Source organism: Serratia sp. CC22-02 (assembly GCF_900182895.1).
Lineage (GTDB): Bacteria > Pseudomonadota > Gammaproteobacteria > Enterobacterales > Enterobacteriaceae > Serratia > Serratia nevei.
Window position 1 is genome coordinate 664538 of the sequence record NZ_FXUD01000001.1, and the last position, 16401, is coordinate 680938.

16 protein-coding genes are annotated in these 16401 nt (G+C 60.3%); 5 read left to right on the forward strand and 11 right to left on the reverse strand.

The genetic code is table 11. From position 1 onward, the window contains the following. Positions 1 to 10 precede the first annotated feature (10 nt). Positions 11 to 661: a two-component system response regulator NarL gene (gene narL / locus QOL81_RS03210; RefSeq protein ID WP_016927346.1), complete on the forward strand. Its 651-nt coding sequence runs from the start codon at positions 11 to 13 to the stop codon at positions 659 to 661. On the opposite strand, the gene QOL81_RS03215 is transcribed toward narL, so the two are convergent. Continuing rightward, entirely contained in the window at positions 658 to 2169 is a 1512-nt protein-coding gene (locus QOL81_RS03215; protein WP_283439653.1) for a YchO/YchP family invasin, read from the reverse strand. The genes narL and QOL81_RS03215 overlap by 4 nt on opposite strands. A 425-nt stretch (positions 2170 to 2594) precedes the next feature. On the opposite strand from QOL81_RS03215, the gene QOL81_RS03220 reads away from it, so the two are divergent. Continuing rightward, positions 2595 to 3263: a prepilin peptidase gene (locus QOL81_RS03220; RefSeq protein ID WP_060424076.1), complete on the forward strand. Its 669-nt coding sequence runs from the start codon at positions 2595 to 2597 to the stop codon at positions 3261 to 3263. Here the strand turns inward: QOL81_RS03220 and QOL81_RS03225 are convergent. From QOL81_RS03225 to QOL81_RS03255, 7 genes are all read right to left on the reverse strand, one after another. After that, the gene (locus tag QOL81_RS03225) at positions 3260 to 4870 is read right to left on the reverse strand and encodes a hypothetical protein (protein ID WP_197657889.1); all 1611 of its coding nucleotides are present in this window, start codon (positions 4868 to 4870) and stop codon (positions 3260 to 3262) included. The genes QOL81_RS03220 and QOL81_RS03225 overlap by 4 nt on opposite strands. 230 nt (positions 4871 to 5100) lie before the next feature. Continuing rightward, entirely contained in the window at positions 5101 to 6675 is a 1575-nt protein-coding gene (locus tag QOL81_RS03230; RefSeq protein WP_070914675.1) for an ABC transporter substrate-binding protein, read from the reverse strand. A 132-nt stretch (positions 6676 to 6807) separates the two neighbouring features. Further along, positions 6808 to 7479, reverse strand: a complete 672-nt coding sequence (locus QOL81_RS03235) for an ABC transporter ATP-binding protein (RefSeq protein WP_060424081.1) — start codon at positions 7477 to 7479, stop codon at positions 6808 to 6810. Continuing rightward, complete coding sequence (locus QOL81_RS03240) at positions 7476 to 8318, reverse strand: ABC transporter ATP-binding protein (RefSeq protein ID WP_060424083.1); 843 nt, start codon at positions 8316 to 8318, stop codon at positions 7476 to 7478. Before QOL81_RS03240 ends, QOL81_RS03235 begins: the two co-directional genes overlap by 4 nt. Continuing rightward, on the reverse strand, positions 8308 to 9177 hold the full coding sequence (locus QOL81_RS03245) for an ABC transporter permease (protein ID WP_060424085.1): 870 nt from the start codon (positions 9175 to 9177) through the stop codon (positions 8308 to 8310). The genes QOL81_RS03240 and QOL81_RS03245 overlap by 11 nt, the downstream gene beginning before the upstream one ends. Further along, positions 9174 to 10229: an ABC transporter permease gene (locus QOL81_RS03250; RefSeq protein WP_060424087.1), complete on the reverse strand. Its 1056-nt coding sequence runs from the start codon at positions 10227 to 10229 to the stop codon at positions 9174 to 9176. The genes QOL81_RS03245 and QOL81_RS03250 overlap by 4 nt, the downstream gene beginning before the upstream one ends. Beyond that, positions 10229 to 11797, reverse strand: coding sequence for an ABC transporter substrate-binding protein (locus QOL81_RS03255; protein ID WP_049271726.1), 1569 nt, complete (start codon positions 11795 to 11797; stop codon positions 10229 to 10231). Before QOL81_RS03255 ends, QOL81_RS03250 begins: the two co-directional genes overlap by 1 nt. 279 nt (positions 11798 to 12076) lie before the next feature. On the opposite strand from QOL81_RS03255, the gene QOL81_RS03260 reads away from it, so the two are divergent. Both QOL81_RS03260 and QOL81_RS03265 read left to right on the forward strand, forming a co-directional pair. Next, positions 12077 to 12640: a hypothetical protein gene (locus tag QOL81_RS03260; protein ID WP_197657888.1), complete on the forward strand. Its 564-nt coding sequence runs from the start codon at positions 12077 to 12079 to the stop codon at positions 12638 to 12640. Positions 12641 to 12713: 73 nt separating this feature from the next. Continuing rightward, complete coding sequence (locus QOL81_RS03265; protein ID WP_033634949.1) at positions 12714 to 12905, forward strand: hypothetical protein; 192 nt, start codon at positions 12714 to 12716, stop codon at positions 12903 to 12905. A gap of 42 nt (positions 12906 to 12947) precedes the next feature. Here QOL81_RS03265 and cbl read toward each other — a convergent pair whose 3' ends face one another. From cbl to chaB, 3 genes are all read right to left on the reverse strand, one after another. After that, positions 12948 to 13901 (reverse strand): HTH-type transcriptional regulator Cbl, encoded by a 954-nt coding sequence (gene cbl / locus QOL81_RS03270; RefSeq protein ID WP_033634950.1) that lies wholly within the window; start codon positions 13899 to 13901, stop codon positions 12948 to 12950. 302 nt (positions 13902 to 14203) lie between these two features. After that, positions 14204 to 14899: a gamma-glutamylcyclotransferase gene (locus tag QOL81_RS03275; RefSeq protein ID WP_049202018.1), complete on the reverse strand. Its 696-nt coding sequence runs from the start codon at positions 14897 to 14899 to the stop codon at positions 14204 to 14206. A gap of 249 nt (positions 14900 to 15148) precedes the next feature. Continuing rightward, entirely contained in the window at positions 15149 to 15376 is a 228-nt protein-coding gene (gene chaB, locus QOL81_RS03280; RefSeq protein ID WP_049202016.1) for a putative cation transport regulator ChaB, read from the reverse strand. 130 nt (positions 15377 to 15506) lie between these two features. Between chaB and QOL81_RS03285 the strand changes: the two genes are divergently transcribed. Further along, positions 15507 to 16325 (forward strand): siderophore-interacting protein, encoded by an 819-nt coding sequence (locus tag QOL81_RS03285; protein ID WP_070914671.1) that lies wholly within the window; start codon positions 15507 to 15509, stop codon positions 16323 to 16325. Positions 16326 to 16401 lie beyond the last annotated feature (76 nt).

Genomic DNA, 16401 nt, shown 5'->3' on the forward strand with positions numbered 1-16401 from the left:
CGGAGACACCATGACGACAGAAACCGCCGCCACAATCTTACTGATCGACGACCACCCGATGCTGCGCAACGGCGTAAAACAGCTGATTGGCATGGACGCTCGCCTGCAGGTCATCGCTGAAGCCAGCAATGGTGAACAAGGGGTCACGCTGGCGGAACAGCACGATCCGGATCTGATCCTGCTCGATCTGAACATGCCCGGCATCAACGGGCTGGAAACGCTGGATCGCCTGCGCCAGACCGACCTGTCAGGGCGAGTCGTGGTGTTCAGCGTGTCCAACCATGAAGACGACGTCGTCAGCGCGCTCAAGCGCGGCGCCGACGGTTACTTGTTGAAAGACATGGAGCCGGAGGATCTGCTGAAGGCGTTGCATCAGGCCGCGGCCGGGCAGATGGTGCTCAGCGAGACGCTGACGCCGATCCTCGCCGCCAGCCTGCGGGAAAACCGCCCCAGCGCCGATCGCGATATTCAGCAATTGACGCCGCGCGAGCGAGATATCCTGAAGCTGATCGCTCAGGGGCTGCCGAACAAGCTGATCGCCCGCCGCCTGACCATCACCGAAAGCACCGTCAAGGTACACGTCAAACACCTGCTGAAGAAGATGAAGCTAAAATCCCGCGTCGAGGCGGCCGTGTGGGTGCTGCAGGGTAAAAACGGCTAATCGCCGCCGTACAGCGGCCCGGTTTGCGCCGGAATGGGCGGCGGCGTCAGGGTTTTGATCGGCGGCAGGCCCGCGTCTTCCCCGGAGGTCGCGGTCAGCGGCGGCGCCACTTTCAGCGCTATCCAGTTCGAGGTCACGCGCTGCTGTTTATCGTCCTCCAGCGTGACCGACAGCCGGTAGCTGTTGGCGGCGCCCGGCGCGTCGTCCCACGGCGGCACGATCGCCGTCCAACCCTGCGGATCGTTGGCGTTGTGCGGCGGCGTCAGGCTCAGCGCCTGCGTATCCCCCTGCCAACTGACATGAGAAATCCCGTTCAACGCCTTGATTTCCAGCACCAGCGGCACGGTTTCTCCCGCCTGCAGGCTCCACGGCGGCGTGGCCAGGAACACCTGCAGCGTCTTGCGCTGGCGAAACTCCAGCACCGGCACGTTCTTGCGTTCGATAGGATCGTAACGGCTGCCGCGCAGCGACTTGGCCTGCGCCACATACTCCGGCGAAATCTGCTTCACCAGCGGCACCCCGAGCCGATAGCTCAACGCCAATTCAACCTGCTCCTGGCTCTGCCCGCCCGCGCCAATCTTATGCAGCGCCTTCATCGTCACCAGCGGTACCGGGGTGTAATTGAGCCCCAGTTGCATCGCGCGCGGATCATTTTGCTTTTTGCCGCTGCCGAACAGATCGACATTGTCGCCCAGGTACTGCTCATAGCTGAGCGAACCGCCGATCTGGCGGTAAAACGGCAAGTAGCCTTGCGTCGTGATGTCGTAACCGCGTGCCGGGCGACTGAAGAACACCCCGTCGCCGGGCTGCTGCGACAGCGCCGACAGCGGGTAGTAATAGTTGGTGGAGAAACGCAGGTAGTCTCCCCAGGCTTCCGCACCGACGCTGCCGCGATTGCGCTGCCGGGCGAAATCGCTCTCGAGCGCCGTGTTGTAGCCCAGCAGCCAGTCGCCGACGATCCAGCGCTGCCCCAGCGCAAAGTTACCCAGCGCCCCGGCGCTTTGCTGCAGCCAGCCGATCTGGCTGTAGGTCAACAATCCGTCAACGTCGTACAGCGGGCTGAATAACTGCCCGTTGCTGCCGGTAAAATCGCCCTCGCCGGTCATCTTCAGCGATAGCCGGGCAGTGCCCAGCGGCGACAACAGTTCCTGCGCCTGTTGCTGCAGCGTGTCGGCCGCCTGGCCCAGCAAATAATCCTCGGCGCGGCTGCGCATCTGCTGACGTGAAACGTTGTTCAGATCTTTCTCGCCGAGCTGTTTGGCCATCTCGGCCCACTGTTTTTCACGCGCGGCGTCGTCGGGCGCACCGCCCAGATCCGGCAAGTTCTCGGCCGGATCCGCGGCTTGCTGTTCGGAAGAAATAACGGCGTCCGGCGCCGGTGGGGATTCGGCGCACACGGGCACCATGCCGGCCAGCCACATCAGCGGCCCAGCCAGCCAGGCCTCCTGGCGACGGCGCCAAAATCGTTTTTGGGTCTTGATAAATCCTGTCTGAATCACGTCTGTCATGACACCGTTGGCTTCTCTCCCTCCTGGATCGCGCCAACCCACTGCTTGGCTATCGCCTTTCCCGCGACAGATCTGAAAAACCTTACGTCCCGGCCTGGCGGGGACGCCTCTCCCTTAAAGCCTAACGGCTTGGCGAACAGAAACAATAGGATAAACCCCAATCGGCCAGAGTGACGCCGTCACATCACACCCTTGACTCGCCCCCCTCCGAGCGCAGGTGAATTCACACTCTTTTAGCGCCGATTTTGCCGATAAAACGTGCAGTAACGCTGCGAGCCGACACGTAGCGGCTTGTTTTGCCATGCAATACGTAAGGCCGTGCTGCGCGCAACCGCGCATATCCCGCAGGCCGCCGCATTTCACCCCGGTGAAATACGCATTTTGCCGTTATTTTAAACATCTTTTTCACGACTGACGGAACCCTGATGTTTCTTTCCTCACTGTGGCACGTGCTGTTTTTCACCGCGCTGCTGTCGGCCGGCCTGCTCGCCTTCTCACTTATCACCCGGCTGGAGCGAACGGTAGCCGTACGCGCCAACCTACCGAGATTGCGCCGCCGCAGCCTGCTGTTGACGGCCCTGGGATTGGCGTTGGCGACGCTGCCTTTCGACCTTTCGGCAGCGCACCGGCTGTGGTTGCCACCGGCTGCGGCGCTGCTGATCGCCCTGGCCTGGCTCGACGGGCGCCACCGATGGCTGCCGGACCGGCTAACCCAGCCGCTGCTGTGGGGCGGGCTGCTGTGCAACCTTGACGCCCGCTGGGCACCGCTGGATGATGCGGTTATCGGTGCGGCAGCCGGCTACGGGGCGCTGTGGCTGCTCAACGCGCTTTATCGGCAGGTGCGGCGGCGTAACGGCATCGGCCAGGGCGATTTCAAACTGTTGGCGGCGCTGGGCGCCTGGCTCGGTTGGACGACGTTGCCGCTGTTGGTCTGCCTGGCGGCGGCGTTCGGGTTAGGCCTGGCGGCGGCGCGCGGCCGGCACCCGCGCCGCGGCTGGCGAACGCCGCAACCTTTCGGTATCGCCTTGGCGGCGGCCGGCTGGCTGCAGCTCTTGATGGGCGCCGACCAAAGCGCGCTGACGTTGTTCGGTTAGGTCTTCAGCGCCTCGATCAGCCGATTGAGTAATCCGGCCACTTCTGCCGTGCTGGCCGTTGTCGGATTGGCCAGTGGCTGGACCGCCGTGAGCCTCGTCGTGGATAACATCTCGTCGCTACGGATTTCCAACGCATCGGAGGGGGGCGCGCTCAACGAAACGCCGTCCGGCCGCCAGTAACTGCCGCGCGTAGTCTGCACCTGATAACTGCCAAAGCCGAAATCCTTCTCGACGCGATAATATATTTCGCAGCTCAACGGCCCGGTGCGCCGCAACATAAAGGCGCTTTTCGCGCTATAGCTGCCTCTATTGACGACAAAGGCGGTCGCCTGCGAAGACAGGTCGAACGTGATATATAAATCGCACGCCAGCACCTTGGTGCTTACGCCCTGCTGAAGCGTAATGTGCGTTGTGGGTTGCCGATCCGGCGCGGTCAGGGTGCCTAACAAAGTCCACGATGGCTGTTTCGAGATATTGCGCGGCAAATGATTGCTGGTGGAGGAAGGGGCAATAGCCCGCTCACCCAGACTGTACATCGCTTCGACCCCGCTTAAAAACGACGTAACGTCGACGGTGCTTTTGCCGGCCACCGGGACGCCGCCGTTATAGACGTTACTGAAGGTTACCTCGGTATTGTTGTTGCAGGCGGCGATCGCCACCGGGAAAGGCGTTTTCGAACCGCTGTAAAGATTCAACTGACCGATATCCCAACGGGATTCGTTGATGAACCGGCACAGCACGCCCCCGCTCTCCACGTTCTGCGCGTCCTGGATATTGATATTGCCTATCGTGCCCTGGGCAAAGTTGGTGGACAGCACGCTGACACTGGCGGCGCGCTGCGTATTGCGGTTCTCGCAGCCCAATGAATTGATCGTGCCGTTAAAATCTTTGAAATAGTAGATATCGCCGATGCAGTCATCCGCGGCCAACGAGCCGACCGTAGAGTAAAACCCTGAAATTCTGAACGCGGTGCCTTTGGCGCGAGCGGCGTAGAGCCCGTCGATAAAATTGGTGGTGCCGGACTTGTTCATCCACAGCACCCCATCGCCCGGGCGATTGGCGTTAGCTTCCATCTGCACGTTCACCAGCCAGTTAATGAACATGTCGCCCGACACAAACAGCGAATAACCGCCAACCTGGGTGTAGATGTCACGGATATCAAACTTCGTCATATTGAGATCGCTGAACCATACGCCGTGGGTATCGTCTGCGCCGGTATCATCCCGTAACGTCAAGCCGTGCAGCGTCAGATTGGCGAAGCCTTTCACCACGATCACCGCTTTCTTGGTTTCGCCTTGTTCATTGGTATAGCTGCTGTCTGCGGTCTTGACGATTTTGGTCGCCCGCCCCAATCCGACCACCCGCAAACCGATGCCGCCGTAGATGTCCGTTGTCGTCTGAATGAGTACGTGCCCGGCGACCGTATACACCCGTTTGCCCAGGGATAACGTACCGCCGGCTTGCAGCGCCGCCGCCGCCGCTTTGTTGATCGCCGGCCCCCAGTTGCTTCCGTCGCTGTCCTGATAAAACTGTTCCGGCGTCACAACCTCGCCGGTGGCGAGCAAGGTTGCTGCGCGCTCCACTGAAGCGTTTCCGTTATTGTCCATAATCTCTCCTGACGTGATGTGTTCGCATCATTGCGAACGACCGCGCTGAAAGGCGTAAACAACGCCGCCTTTCAGCGCCAATCTATCACCGCCACATGAGCACGTTATGAAATTTCATTTTATTTCACCTTGATACAACCTCTCGCGCTTCGCGGTTGCAACAGCAGGCGATTTCACACGCTGTCGGCCTTTGGCGCGCCAGAAGCCCGGCCAGGCGCGCGGCGCGGTCGCTACTTACTCACCCGGTCCAGATACAGCATGCTGTTGGCGATATCCACCCGGGCATCTTCAACGTTGTCCCGCAATGCCACCAGCGTTTGCCCCTGCAGAGCCACCACATAAGGTGAACTGACCTGCAGTTCACGTTGCAACGTGACGTAACGTGCGCTGCGCGCGGCGCTGTTGCCCTCCGCGGCCGCGGCACGCGTTTCCGCGCTGATGGCGGGAATGCCCCACTGGGTGCGCCAGGCCAGGGTTTTCGGCCCACCGGGCACGTTGTAGGCAAAGGCGCTGGCGTTGGTGTTCGGATCCAGGTAGTCGGCGCCCCAGTAGGTGAAGATTGCCTGAAAATCGCGGCCGCGCATCTTGCCCCACAGATCGCTCTCCACCACCGGCTGGATATCCAGCCGCAGCCCGGCCTGCGCAAAGCTGGCCTGCAACGCCTGCGCGATGTCGGTATACGGCGGCTGGTTGATGACGATCAGACTGATGCGCGTCCCTTCGGCGATGCCGGCCTCGCGCAGGATCTGTCTGGCTTTGTCCACGTCGAGCCTAAACGGCCGATCGTCGAGCGCCCCGTCCAATCCCTGCGGCAAGAAGGCCTGATGCACCCGATATTGCCCTTTCAACAGCTGCTCGGCGATGCTCTGATAATCCACCAGCCAGCGCGCCGCCTGCCACAGTGCCGGATTGCCCAGCGCCGGGTTGTCTTTGCTGCCGGTGTTGAAACCGAGGTAATAGACCCGGGGCGCATCGGCCTGCTCGATGCGTACGCCCGGCACATTGCGCAGCGAGTCGAACTGATCGGCCCCCAGATCGTAGGCCACGTCGGCATCCCCTTTCAGCAGCAACAAACGGCGGGTGCCGGCGTCGCTGACGTTCTTGAACAACACCGTTTTCAGTCTGGCCGGCGACGGCGCAAAGTCGTTGCGGCCGAACAGCAGCGCCTCGTGCGGCACATAGTTGTTTACCCGATACGGGCCGCCGCCGGCGGAATGGCTGCGCAGCCAGGCATTGCCGTAGTCCCCCTGCTGCGCGTGCTCGTTCAGCAGCTTCTCATCCACGATCGAGGCCACGTTCGCCGTCAGCAGCCGCAACGCCAGCTCGCTGCCGATGTTGGCGGGCCAACGGAGCTGCACCTGGTTATCTCCCACCTTCTTCAGCTGCTGTTCAACGTTATCCGGCGTCCAGCCAAACTCGCCGAGAATAAACGACGGCGCCTTGTTCAGCTTCACCGCGCGGACCAGCGAGAAAATGACGTCTTCGGGCCGCAGCGGATTGCCGGAAGCGAAGCGTTGCTGCGGTTTCAGGGTAAAGGTCAGGCTGCGGCCATCGACGCCCGCTTGCCAACTGCCTGCGGCGTCCGGCGCCAGCTTTTGCGGCGCGGCGCGATCCGGCGCCACCAGGCGCTGATAAAGGTTGACCAGATTGGCCGAGCTGACGGTTTCAAAACTCTCCGCCGGATCGAGGCTGATAATGCCCTCCAGAGAACTGACCACCACCAAGGTATCCTGCGGGGTGGCGGCCTGCGCACCGAAAGCGGCCGCCAGCGCGCCATACAATAAAGTTGGGATTAACCGTTTCATCGATACACTCTCCACAATCACGCGGTTGCGCTGTTTGTCGAGTGTAGGGGGTAAGAATTAACGGAAGAACGACGATAAATTGCTTTATTTATTACCAAGATGGATATGCCCGCCGCGTTGGCGGGCATAGGTTCAAACGATGATGCGGCCGTGCGCCATCGCCACCGAACGATCGCACATGTGGTCAATCACGTCCGCATCGTGGCTGACCAGCACCATAGTCAGATCGCCCGCCTGTTTCAGCTCGTTGAGCAGGTTGAGGATCTCCGCCTGCACCGACATGTCCAACGCCGAAGTCGGTTCATCCAGCAACAGCAGCTTCGGCCGCAGCAACAATACGCGCACAATCGCCACGCGCTGCCGCTGGCCGCCCGACAGCTGATGCGGGTAGCGATCCAACAGGCGCGGATCCAACCCCACCTGGCGAAAACCTGCGCTGATTTTACGTTCGATGTCGCTTTCCTTCAGCAGTTTGAGCGGCTCCGACAGCGTACGCAACAGCCGGTGTTTCGGGTGTAGCGAAGCATAGGGATCTTGAAACACCATCTGCACCTCGCGCCGTAGTTCGCCGGTAAACGCCTGCCCCGGCTGCAGCCGCCGCCCCAACAATTCAAAACCGCCCTGCCAGCTGCCATTCAGCCCGGCCAGCACCCACAGCAACGAGGACTTGCCGCAGCCGGAAGGCCCCACCAGCCCGAAACACTCGCCCGGTTCGATGCGCAGGTTAACCTCATGCACCACGGTGCGCAGTTCGTAACCCTGGCGGTGACTGACGCTCAGGTTTTCCAGTGCAATCACGCTCATTTCAACGTCTCCAGCAGTGCGCGATCCAGCACCGGCAGCGGTTTGCCGCGCGTCTCGCGGCTCGGCCGACACGCCCATAGCGTGCGGGTATAAGGATGCGTGGCCTGCGCCAGCTCTGCCGCCGGCAGCTGATCCAACAGCTCGCCTTTGTACATCACCAGTACCCGCTCGCAGTGGTGCGCCACCTGCTGCAAATCGTGGCTGATCAGGATCAGGCCCATATTGCGTTGCGCCACCAGATTGTCTATCAGCTGCAGCACCTGATCGCGCATCTGGTGATCCAGCGCCGAAGTCGGTTCGTCGGCAATCAGCAGCTGCGGATCGTTGATCAATGCAATGGCCAGCATCACCCGTTGCCCCATGCCGCCGGAGAGCTGATGCGGATAGCGGCGGCACAGCGCCGCCGGATCGGGCAAGCCCACCGCCGCCAGCATCTCCAGCACTTTTTCACGCCGCTCGGCGCGACTCAGCTTCGCATGCAGCACCAGCGGTTCCTCCACCTGACGACCGATCGGCTGATTGGGATTCAGCGCATGCTTGGGGTCTTGCATCACCATCGCCACCCGGTCGCCGCGCAGCCGGCTCCACTGGCGCTCGCTCAGGCGCGTTAAGTCTTCACCGCCCAACGTCAGGCGCTGCGCCTGCAGCTGTAACGGCGGCGGCAATAGCCCCATCAGCGCACGCGCGGTCAACGACTTGCCGGAGCCGGACTCACCGACCAGCGCCAGCCGCTCCCGCCCCATGCTGAACGAAATATTCTTCACCAGCGCCACCGGCTGTGGCCCCGGCACGCCGATCGCCAGGCGTTCGATGGTCAATAAGGTGTTATCAGTGCCCATGACGAGGATCCATTTTGTCGCGCAGGCCATCGCCCAGCAGGTTAAACGCCAGGCTGGCGAACAGGATCGCCCCGCCCGGCGCGGCGGCGACCCACCATTGGTCGAAAATCACTTTACTGCCTTCGGCCACCATCGAGCCCCATTCGGCGGTCGGCGGCGCGACGCCCATGCCGAGGAACCCCAGACCGGCAGCGGACAGGATGATGCCCCCCAGACTCAGCGCCGCGCGCACCACCGCGCTCGGCAGGCATAAAGGCAAAATGTGGCCGACCATCAGCCGCAGCCCGTTGATGCCCTGCATGCGCGCCGCCGCCAGGTAGTCGCTGCGGCGCAGCGCCAGGGTTTCGGCCCGCGCCTGGCGGGCAAAGGCCGGCCAGCTGGTCAATGCCAGCGCCAGCGCGCCGTTCATCAGCCCCGGCCCCATGACCGCCACAAACGCCAGCGCGATCACCAGGCTCGGCAGCGACAGGAAAATGTCGGTCAGGCGCATCAAAATACGCTCTACCCAGCCGCCAAGATAACCGGCGCCAATGCCGACCAGCAGGCCGATGGGTATGGTCAACACCAGAATCAGCGACACCAGAATCAGCGTCGGCCGCGCGCCGTAAATCACGCGGGAGAGCAAATCGCGGCCGAAGCCGTCGGTGCCCAGCCAATGTGCGGCGGAAGGCGGCAATAGCCGCAGCTCGATATGCTGCAGATTGGGATCGAAAGGCGCCAGCCACGGGGCCAGCAGCGCGGTGACGATCAAAATCGCCACCAGTGCCGCGCCCAGCGTCAGCGTGGTCAGACGCCGACCGCGGCGGCAACCGACGGCCGGCTCGCTTTGCGGTTCGTGTTCAGAGAGATATTGGCTCATCGGGTTCGCGGATCCACTAAATAGGTCAAGGCGTCGGCCAGCGCATTCAACAGCACGAAACAGGTGCCGATCAGCAACGTGGCGCCGAGGATCGCCGGCGTGTCAGCAGCAAACAGCGCCGAGGTCAGATAACGCCCGACGCCGGGCCAGGCGAACACCGTTTCGGTCAATACTGCCCCTTCCAGCAGGCTGGCATAGGAGAGAGACAGTACGGTGATCAGCGTGCCCAGCACGTTGGGAAACACATGGCGCAGCAGAATGCGCAGGCGCCCGGCCCCCTTGGAACGCGCCAGCGTCACGTATTCCTTGTTGCACTCTTCCAGCATCGCCGCCCGCAGCAATCGGGTAATGCCCGCCATCGACAGCAGCGCCAACGCCACGACCGGCAGCCACAGGTGGCCGATGGCGTTGTAGAACATTTCGCGATCGCCGGACAGCCAGCTGTCGATCAACACGAAACCGCTGCGCGGCTCCATGCTGTACAAGTAGATGTCGTCAAGCCGCCCCGGCCCCGCCGACCAGTGCAGCGTGGCATAGAACAGCAGCAGCCCGAGCAGGCTCAGCCAGAAAATCGGTACCGAATAACCGATCAACGACAGCAGACGCGCCGCGTTATCCAGCCAGCTGCCCGGCCTGAGCACCGCCAGAAACGCCAGCGTAATGCCGCCGAGGGCGCCGAGGATAATGGCGCAGGTGGCCAGCTCCACCGTCGCCGGGAAGGTACGCAGCAGATCGCTCAACACCGGCTGGGCGGTGATGCGCGAAATGCCCAAATCGCCGTGCGCCAGGTGCACCAGATAACGCCAAAACTGCACCGGCAACGGCTGATCCAATCCCAGCTCGTGCCGCACCTGCGCATAGGTGGCTTCACTGGCGTGATCGCCCGCCACCTGCAGCGCCGGATCGATCGGCGCCAGGTGCGACAGCATGAAGGTGAACAGCAGCAGGCCAAGCAACGTCAGCGCCAGCGACAGCGCGCCGCCGAGCAGCCGCCCGCCCCAGCGCCAATACCGCCGGGCCGCCCCGGCGCTGGCGGACAGTTCAGCGGCCATTACTTGCTGACCTTGCTGTAGAACACCATGTCAGGGTTGATGCCCTGCACATAACCCTTGAGGTTGTCACGCACCGCGATCAGGCTGCGCGCCTGCAGGCCGATGACGAACGGCGAGCTTTGCTGCACCTGTTTTTGCAGTTGCTGGTAGTCGGCCACCCGTTTGGCGGTGTCGTTTTCCGCGGTGGCGGCCAGCGTCAGCTTGCTCAGCGCCGGGATCTGCCAGTTGGCGCGCCAGGCCAGCGTCTTGCTGCCGTCTTCCGGGTTGTAGGCGAAGGCTGCGGCATTGGTGTTAGGGTCGAAATAATCCGGCCCCCAGGAGGTCAGCGTCGCATCGTAGTTAAGCGCTTTCACCTTGGTAGAGACCTGCGAACTGATGCCCGGCACCAGTTCCACCTTCACGCCGCCCTGGGCAAAGCTGGCCTGCAGCGCCTGGGCGATATCCAGGTACGGCGGCTGGTTGTTGACGTCCAGACGGAAACTGACGTTGCTGAGTCCCGCTTTGGCCAGTATCTCTTTGGCTTTTTGCGGATTGAAGCTGTACGGCTGATCCTTGAGCGCCCCCAGATAACCGTCCGGCAGGAATGCCTGATGGCTCTGGAACTGCCCTTTCAGCAGATCGTCGGCGATGCCTTTGTAATCGAACAGCCAGCGCGCCGCCTCCCAGAACGCCGGATTGCCGAGCGCCGGTGACGCCTTGGCGTTGAACTGCAGGAAATAAAGCGAAGCGTAAGGAATCGCCAGGGGTTTGACGCCCGGCTTGCCCTTTAAGGCCGCCATCTGGTCTGCCCCCAGGTTGCGCGCGATATCGGCATCGCCCTGCTCGATCAGCAAGCGGCGCGCGGCCGGATCGGGCACGTTTTTGATCAGGATGGTTTTCAGCGTCGGCGCCCCTTCCGGCGAGCCTGGGTTGGCGTCCAGCACCACCACTTCGTGCGGCACATAGGTGCGGATTTTATAAGGGCCGCTGCCGGCGGAGTGGCTGTTCAACCATTGGTGCCCCAGATCGTCGCCCTGCTGGTGCGCCAGCGCCTCTTTGGCGTCGACGATCGACGATACCGGCGCCGACAGCAGGCTGAGCACGAAGGCCGGGCTGACGTTTTCACTCCAGCTGATTTTTACCTGGTGGTCATCCACCTTGCTCAGGTGTTGCTCCACGTTCTTCGCGTTCCAGCCCAGCTGCGTCAGGATAAACGACGGCTCCAGATTCAGTTTCACCACCCGCGAAAGCGAAAAGATCACGTCTTCCGGCCGCAGCGGATTGCCACTGGCGAACCTGGCGTCCGGGCGCAGGCTGAAAGTCAGGCTGCGATTGTCGGCGCCGGCCTGCCAGCTGCTGGCCAATGTCGGTTTCAGATCGATAGGGTTGTGCGGATCGGACTGGATCAGACGCTGATACAGGCTGTTGAACGACTGCACCGTGGTCAACTCAAATCCCTGGGCCGGGTCAAAGCTGACCACGTCATCGATAGACTGCGCGATCACCAGCGTGTTGGCCGGCGTCGCCGCCTGCGCGTTAACGCTGGCCGCCACGGCTAAAAACAGCAAAGAAGGAACGAGCGCTTTCATCTGAAACTCTCCAAGCAGATGGAATTTATAATAATTTCGCGAGTGTATGCGAGCACGATCGGCAGCTGAAGGTACTTAAATCACTATAGATATTCTTTTTATGTATATAGATGGGGTTTTGATTATTAGAGAGAGTATTGCACGCCAGATCGCACTCTCACGGCACCTGGCCGCAATGGATAACTGTCTTTGCGGCGCAGTTCGCAGCGGTGAAACGCGGGGTTTGAGCCTGTTTCATTGGGTGATTAACGTGAGCTCGGTCACCCAAGGGACGGGAAAATGGAAAACCATCCACCAGAAAATGGCGTCTCACACCGGCATGAGAGAGCGATAGAGCAAACACTGGCAGACATGAACAGCGTCCTGCTTGAGTCGGATCTGTTTATGACTCGTCTGACGGTACAAGACCGGCGCTGGCAAAAAGGCAGAAAAAACGGGCATACGTTAAATTGGCGCTCTCTTTTTAAATATCATGCCCAAACGCCGATGAGTTTCGCTTTCGTCTATCGGCAAATGGCCAGCCCGCTGAGCCGCGCCGGCTTTTGCCTGTGCCGTTATCTCCAGGCAGAGAACGTTATCGAACTTGTCGCGTTGGAGAATTTCTCCCTGCGTGAAGCGCAACATCCCCTGAAAGGCAATATGCTGCGCAACTGCTTGCAGGTGCTGTATCTGTATGGCCTGAACCTGCAAGAGCAGAGGCTGACGCCGGTGCCTCCGCCGGACATACTTATCAGCCACGCAATCAATCACCGCGTGTTGGCGCTGTATACTCGTCAGGCCGCCTTTGAAGTAATACCCGGTACCATGACATGTAAAACCAGCTTCAACGCACTGAAAAAGTAAATACAATCGCTGGAAAAGTACGGGGCCAAATGTGATAAGGTGCGTATAAATAACGAGCAGAAAGGAAGCCAAAATGGAAAATAAGGATCTGACCGACCCTACGCTCTCCATTCAAGAGCAAAAACGCATCGCCATCGAGATTTTGCGCCAACACCATCGCTGGGAGATGGCCAACCCGCGTCCGCCTGAAGAACTCCCGGAATGGGAAGCCATCGGCCCGTTCAGAAAAAGTAAACGTCACCTGATCGAACGTACCGACGACTAATCCCCCTTCCCCGTGGCAATCCGGCGGGGCCCAGCTGTCCGACTAAATCTGGTAGTCAATCACCGCATCCAGCTGTGACGAGAAGACCTTGTCCTTGATTTCGGTCAGCGACAGCGTCGGGTTGCACAGCTGGATAAAACGCCAGGCATAGTTGCGCTGCAGCTGGCTGCGTTTCAGGCCCAGCCATACCGTATTGGGTTCAAACAGGTGCTCGGCGTTGAGGCTCACCAACCCGCGATCGCGCTCTTTTTCATATGACATGTCCGCCAGCACACCCACGCCCAACCCCAGCTCGACGTAAGTTTTAATCACGTCGGAATCCTGCGCACTGAGCGCGATGTCCGGCGTCAGACCCGCCGCTTTGAACGCCGCATCCAGCTTCGCGCGCCCGGTAATCCCCTGACGGTAAGTGATCAGCGGCAAGGTACTGAGCATCTCCAGCGTCACCTGCGGCTGACGCGTCAACTCGTGCCCTTCCGGCACCAGAATGGTGTGATGCCAGCGATAGTAAGGGAACGCCGCCAGCGATTCGTCGCTCATCAGCCGTTCGCTGGCGATGCCGATATCGGCTTCGCCGGCGGCCAGCATCGAAACGATCTCCTCCGGGCTGCCCTGATTGAGCACCACCCGTACCCGCGGGTAAAGCGCGCGAAACTCTTTGATGACCCCCGGCAGGCTGTAGCGCGCCTGGGTATGCGTCGTCGCGATATGCAGCTGCCCCGAATCGTTGCTGCTGAAGACGTCCGCCAGGCGACGGATGTTATTGGCGTCGTTGAGAATGCGTTCCGCTACCACCAGCAGCTCTTTGCCGGGTTCGGTCATACCCAGCAGCCGCTTGCCGCGACGAATGAATATTTCAATGCCCAGCTCTTCTTCCAGCTCGCGAATATGCCGGCTGACGCCGGACTGCGAAGTAAATAAGGTATTGGCGACCTCGGTCAGGTTGTAGTTGCAGCGCGCCGATTCGCGAATAATTTTTAATTGTTGAAAGTTCATCCCCGTCTCCCTGTTTCTTGCGGTAGCGTTTTCCATATTGATACGGAGTCCTGCGGGGCTGAACAAATAAAAAATAGCCTTTAGTTATGCAATTTAATACTAAGTGAATTATTTATCGTTACTCTTGGGGGATGACGACGGGGGAAAATGATGAATGGCTTTAAAAATAACGAGATAAATAACCACACAAAGAAAGCGCCTTAGATAATCATGCAGAATAAAGTTATTAAATAGAGGTATTAGATATATGAAAAAGGGCTCAGCGTGCTGAGCCCTTCACTGTTTGCCACCCTGCCAACGCCTCAGGCCGTGGCCTCCGCCCCGAAAGCGCCGGGCCGGTTCTGCTGCAACCATTGCTGTACATAGCGCACCAGATCGCCGATGCAATCATCCTGCATGCCGTGGTGCTTCAGCTCGTTATCCAGCGCAAACAGGTATTGCGCGTTGGTGCCCAGCGGGCCGCTGGCGCTGGCGATCAATGGCGCGATCACCTGGTGGCTGGTGTCTGCTTCAAACAGCGGGTGCTGCGCGTTCATCACGAACACCAGCGCAGTGACAACCTCACCGCCCTCAAGCTGCAGCTCACACCAGGTCGGCACGTAGCAATCGGTGATCATTTCGCGCTTCCACAGCAGCTCCAGCTCTTCGCGCAGCTTGCTTTCCGGCAGACGGAAGGCCAATCCGGTGGTCTGGCCGCCCTCTTTCAGCGCCAGCATGCGCCCCGGCTGATGCAGCGTGCCGCGCCCGGCGGTCAAGCGCATGCAGAACGCCCGGTGCCAGCCCTGCAACATGGCAGGCCGCACTTCTTCCGATTCAAAAACCGGGTTCCACATCAGCGAACCGTAACCGAATACCCAAACCGGGCTGTGATCCGGCCGGCGCGATAACGTGCAATCCAACGAGGCTGCGCGCTGTTCAGGCGTCAGCAACAGCGACTCCTCAATAGCGCCGAATGCGGTTTTGCAATCCGCTTTTTGCAGAAAATCTCGCGTTAACACTGTTACAACCTCCCGGGAATACGATTTCTCGTCCTCCCTCGCCACTACTGAACCTTTGCAATTTTATTTTTAGGTGCGGAATTTTATTAATTCAATAACCGCGCCGATTAATAATGAACATATTCTTTTCCCGCCGCGCAATCAAGTTGCAAAGCGGTGTTAACGTGGAAAAGTATTTGTACTGAGCAGCAATAATATTAATTGCCGGGTCAGCATAACGTCCGCGCGATTTTATCAGGCCATAAAGCGTTACTTTTTGTGCCAACGCTCATCGTCGCCCTTGCGATAGCTTTGCTTGACCGCTGCCCAGGCCACTTTGTGCGCCGTCTCCTCCCGGCTGTCGTCACCGCGTCGGTCTTCAGGATCCCGGTATTGTTGCCAGGCGCTGTTGAACGCTTCTTTATAGATCGCCTGAGCATGGGCCGGCAGTACATGCTTCACATTGTCCGGCAAGTCGTTCGTGTCTTGATAGGGCATCACGTCCTCCCGTGCGTATTCCGTGAAGCTTAAGCCTAGCTCACACGCCGTTGCGCCTCAATGAGCAAACAATTCTCATTATCAAACGGCATGATATACTCACCGCCAAACGAACTATAAGGAGATCCCCGTGACTACCGAAGCCCCTCGCTCACGCGCCCCCTACCTGATCGCCGTCAGCGCCGTACAGGACATTACGCCGCACCTGCGCCGCATCACCTTTACCGCACCCGATCTGCGCTACTACCCGGCCAACGCCGCCGCTGCGCACATCAAGGTCTTTTTGCCGCTCGCCGGCCAAACCCAGCCGGATCTGCCGACGCTGACCGAAAACGGCCCCCGCTGGGCGGCGGACGCCGTGCGCCCGATCGTGCGTACCTATTCCATTCGCGCCGTGCGCCCGGAACAGGCGGAGGTGGACATCGAGTTCGCGATCCACGATCACCAGGGCCCGGCGGTCGACTTTGCGCGCCAGGCGAAGGCCGGCGATAAAATCGGCATCAGCAACCCGGGCGGCCCCAAACCGATGTTGCCGGCGGCCGATTTCTACTGCCTGGCGGGCGATCCCTCCTCACTGCCTGCGCTGGCCGCGCTGCTGGAGAATCTGCCGCCGCACAGCGCCGGGCGCGCTTTCGTCCGCGTCGACAGCACCGCCGACGTGATTGATCTGAGAAAACCGGCCGGCGTTGAGATGAATTGGATCGTTGGCGGCACGGAGAACACCGACGACCTGATCGCCCGCTTCCGCGCGCAATCCCTGCCGCAGGGCGAAACGCACTTCTGGCTCGCCGGTGAAGATCGCCTGGTGGTAGAGCTGCGCCGTTACCTGCGTCGCGAACGCCAATGCGATCGTAATCGTCTTTATGCCGTACCTTACTGGCGTGAGGGACTAAATGAAGAGGGTTACCACAATAAACGGCATGAAATCATGGATAATATTGACGACTAACGGCTGTATTTTCCTTGATTAACCGCATGCTAAATAAGTAAACACGACTTTTCTCATATCTAACGTTAAAAATTGG

Excerpts from the sequence above, each read along its gene's own strand:
- narL (WP_016927346.1), top strand. The coding sequence starts at position 11 with ATGACGACAGAAACCGCCGCCACAATCTTACTGATCGACGACCACCCG.
- QOL81_RS03215 (WP_283439653.1), bottom strand. The coding sequence starts at position 2,169 with ATGACAGACGTGATTCAGACAGGATTTATCAAGACCCAAAAACGATTT.
- QOL81_RS03220 (WP_060424076.1), top strand. The coding sequence starts at position 2,595 with ATGTTTCTTTCCTCACTGTGGCACGTGCTGTTTTTCACCGCGCTGCTG.
- QOL81_RS03225 (WP_197657889.1), bottom strand. The coding sequence starts at position 4,870 with ATGGACAATAACGGAAACGCTTCAGTGGAGCGCGCAGCAACCTTGCTC.
- QOL81_RS03230 (WP_070914675.1), bottom strand. The coding sequence starts at position 6,675 with ATGAAACGGTTAATCCCAACTTTATTGTATGGCGCGCTGGCGGCCGCT.
- QOL81_RS03235 (WP_060424081.1), bottom strand. The coding sequence starts at position 7,479 with ATGAGCGTGATTGCACTGGAAAACCTGAGCGTCAGTCACCGCCAGGGT.
- QOL81_RS03240 (WP_060424083.1), bottom strand. The coding sequence starts at position 8,318 with ATGGGCACTGATAACACCTTATTGACCATCGAACGCCTGGCGATCGGC.
- QOL81_RS03245 (WP_060424085.1), bottom strand. The coding sequence starts at position 9,177 with ATGAGCCAATATCTCTCTGAACACGAACCGCAAAGCGAGCCGGCCGTC.
- QOL81_RS03250 (WP_060424087.1), bottom strand. The coding sequence starts at position 10,229 with ATGGCCGCTGAACTGTCCGCCAGCGCCGGGGCGGCCCGGCGGTATTGG.
- QOL81_RS03255 (WP_049271726.1), bottom strand. The coding sequence starts at position 11,797 with ATGAAAGCGCTCGTTCCTTCTTTGCTGTTTTTAGCCGTGGCGGCCAGC.
- QOL81_RS03260 (WP_197657888.1), top strand. The coding sequence starts at position 12,077 with ATGGAAAACCATCCACCAGAAAATGGCGTCTCACACCGGCATGAGAGA.
- QOL81_RS03265 (WP_033634949.1), top strand. The coding sequence starts at position 12,714 with ATGGAAAATAAGGATCTGACCGACCCTACGCTCTCCATTCAAGAGCAA.
- cbl (WP_033634950.1), bottom strand. The coding sequence starts at position 13,901 with ATGAACTTTCAACAATTAAAAATTATTCGCGAATCGGCGCGCTGCAAC.
- chaB (WP_049202016.1), bottom strand. The coding sequence starts at position 15,376 with ATGCCCTATCAAGACACGAACGACTTGCCGGACAATGTGAAGCATGTA.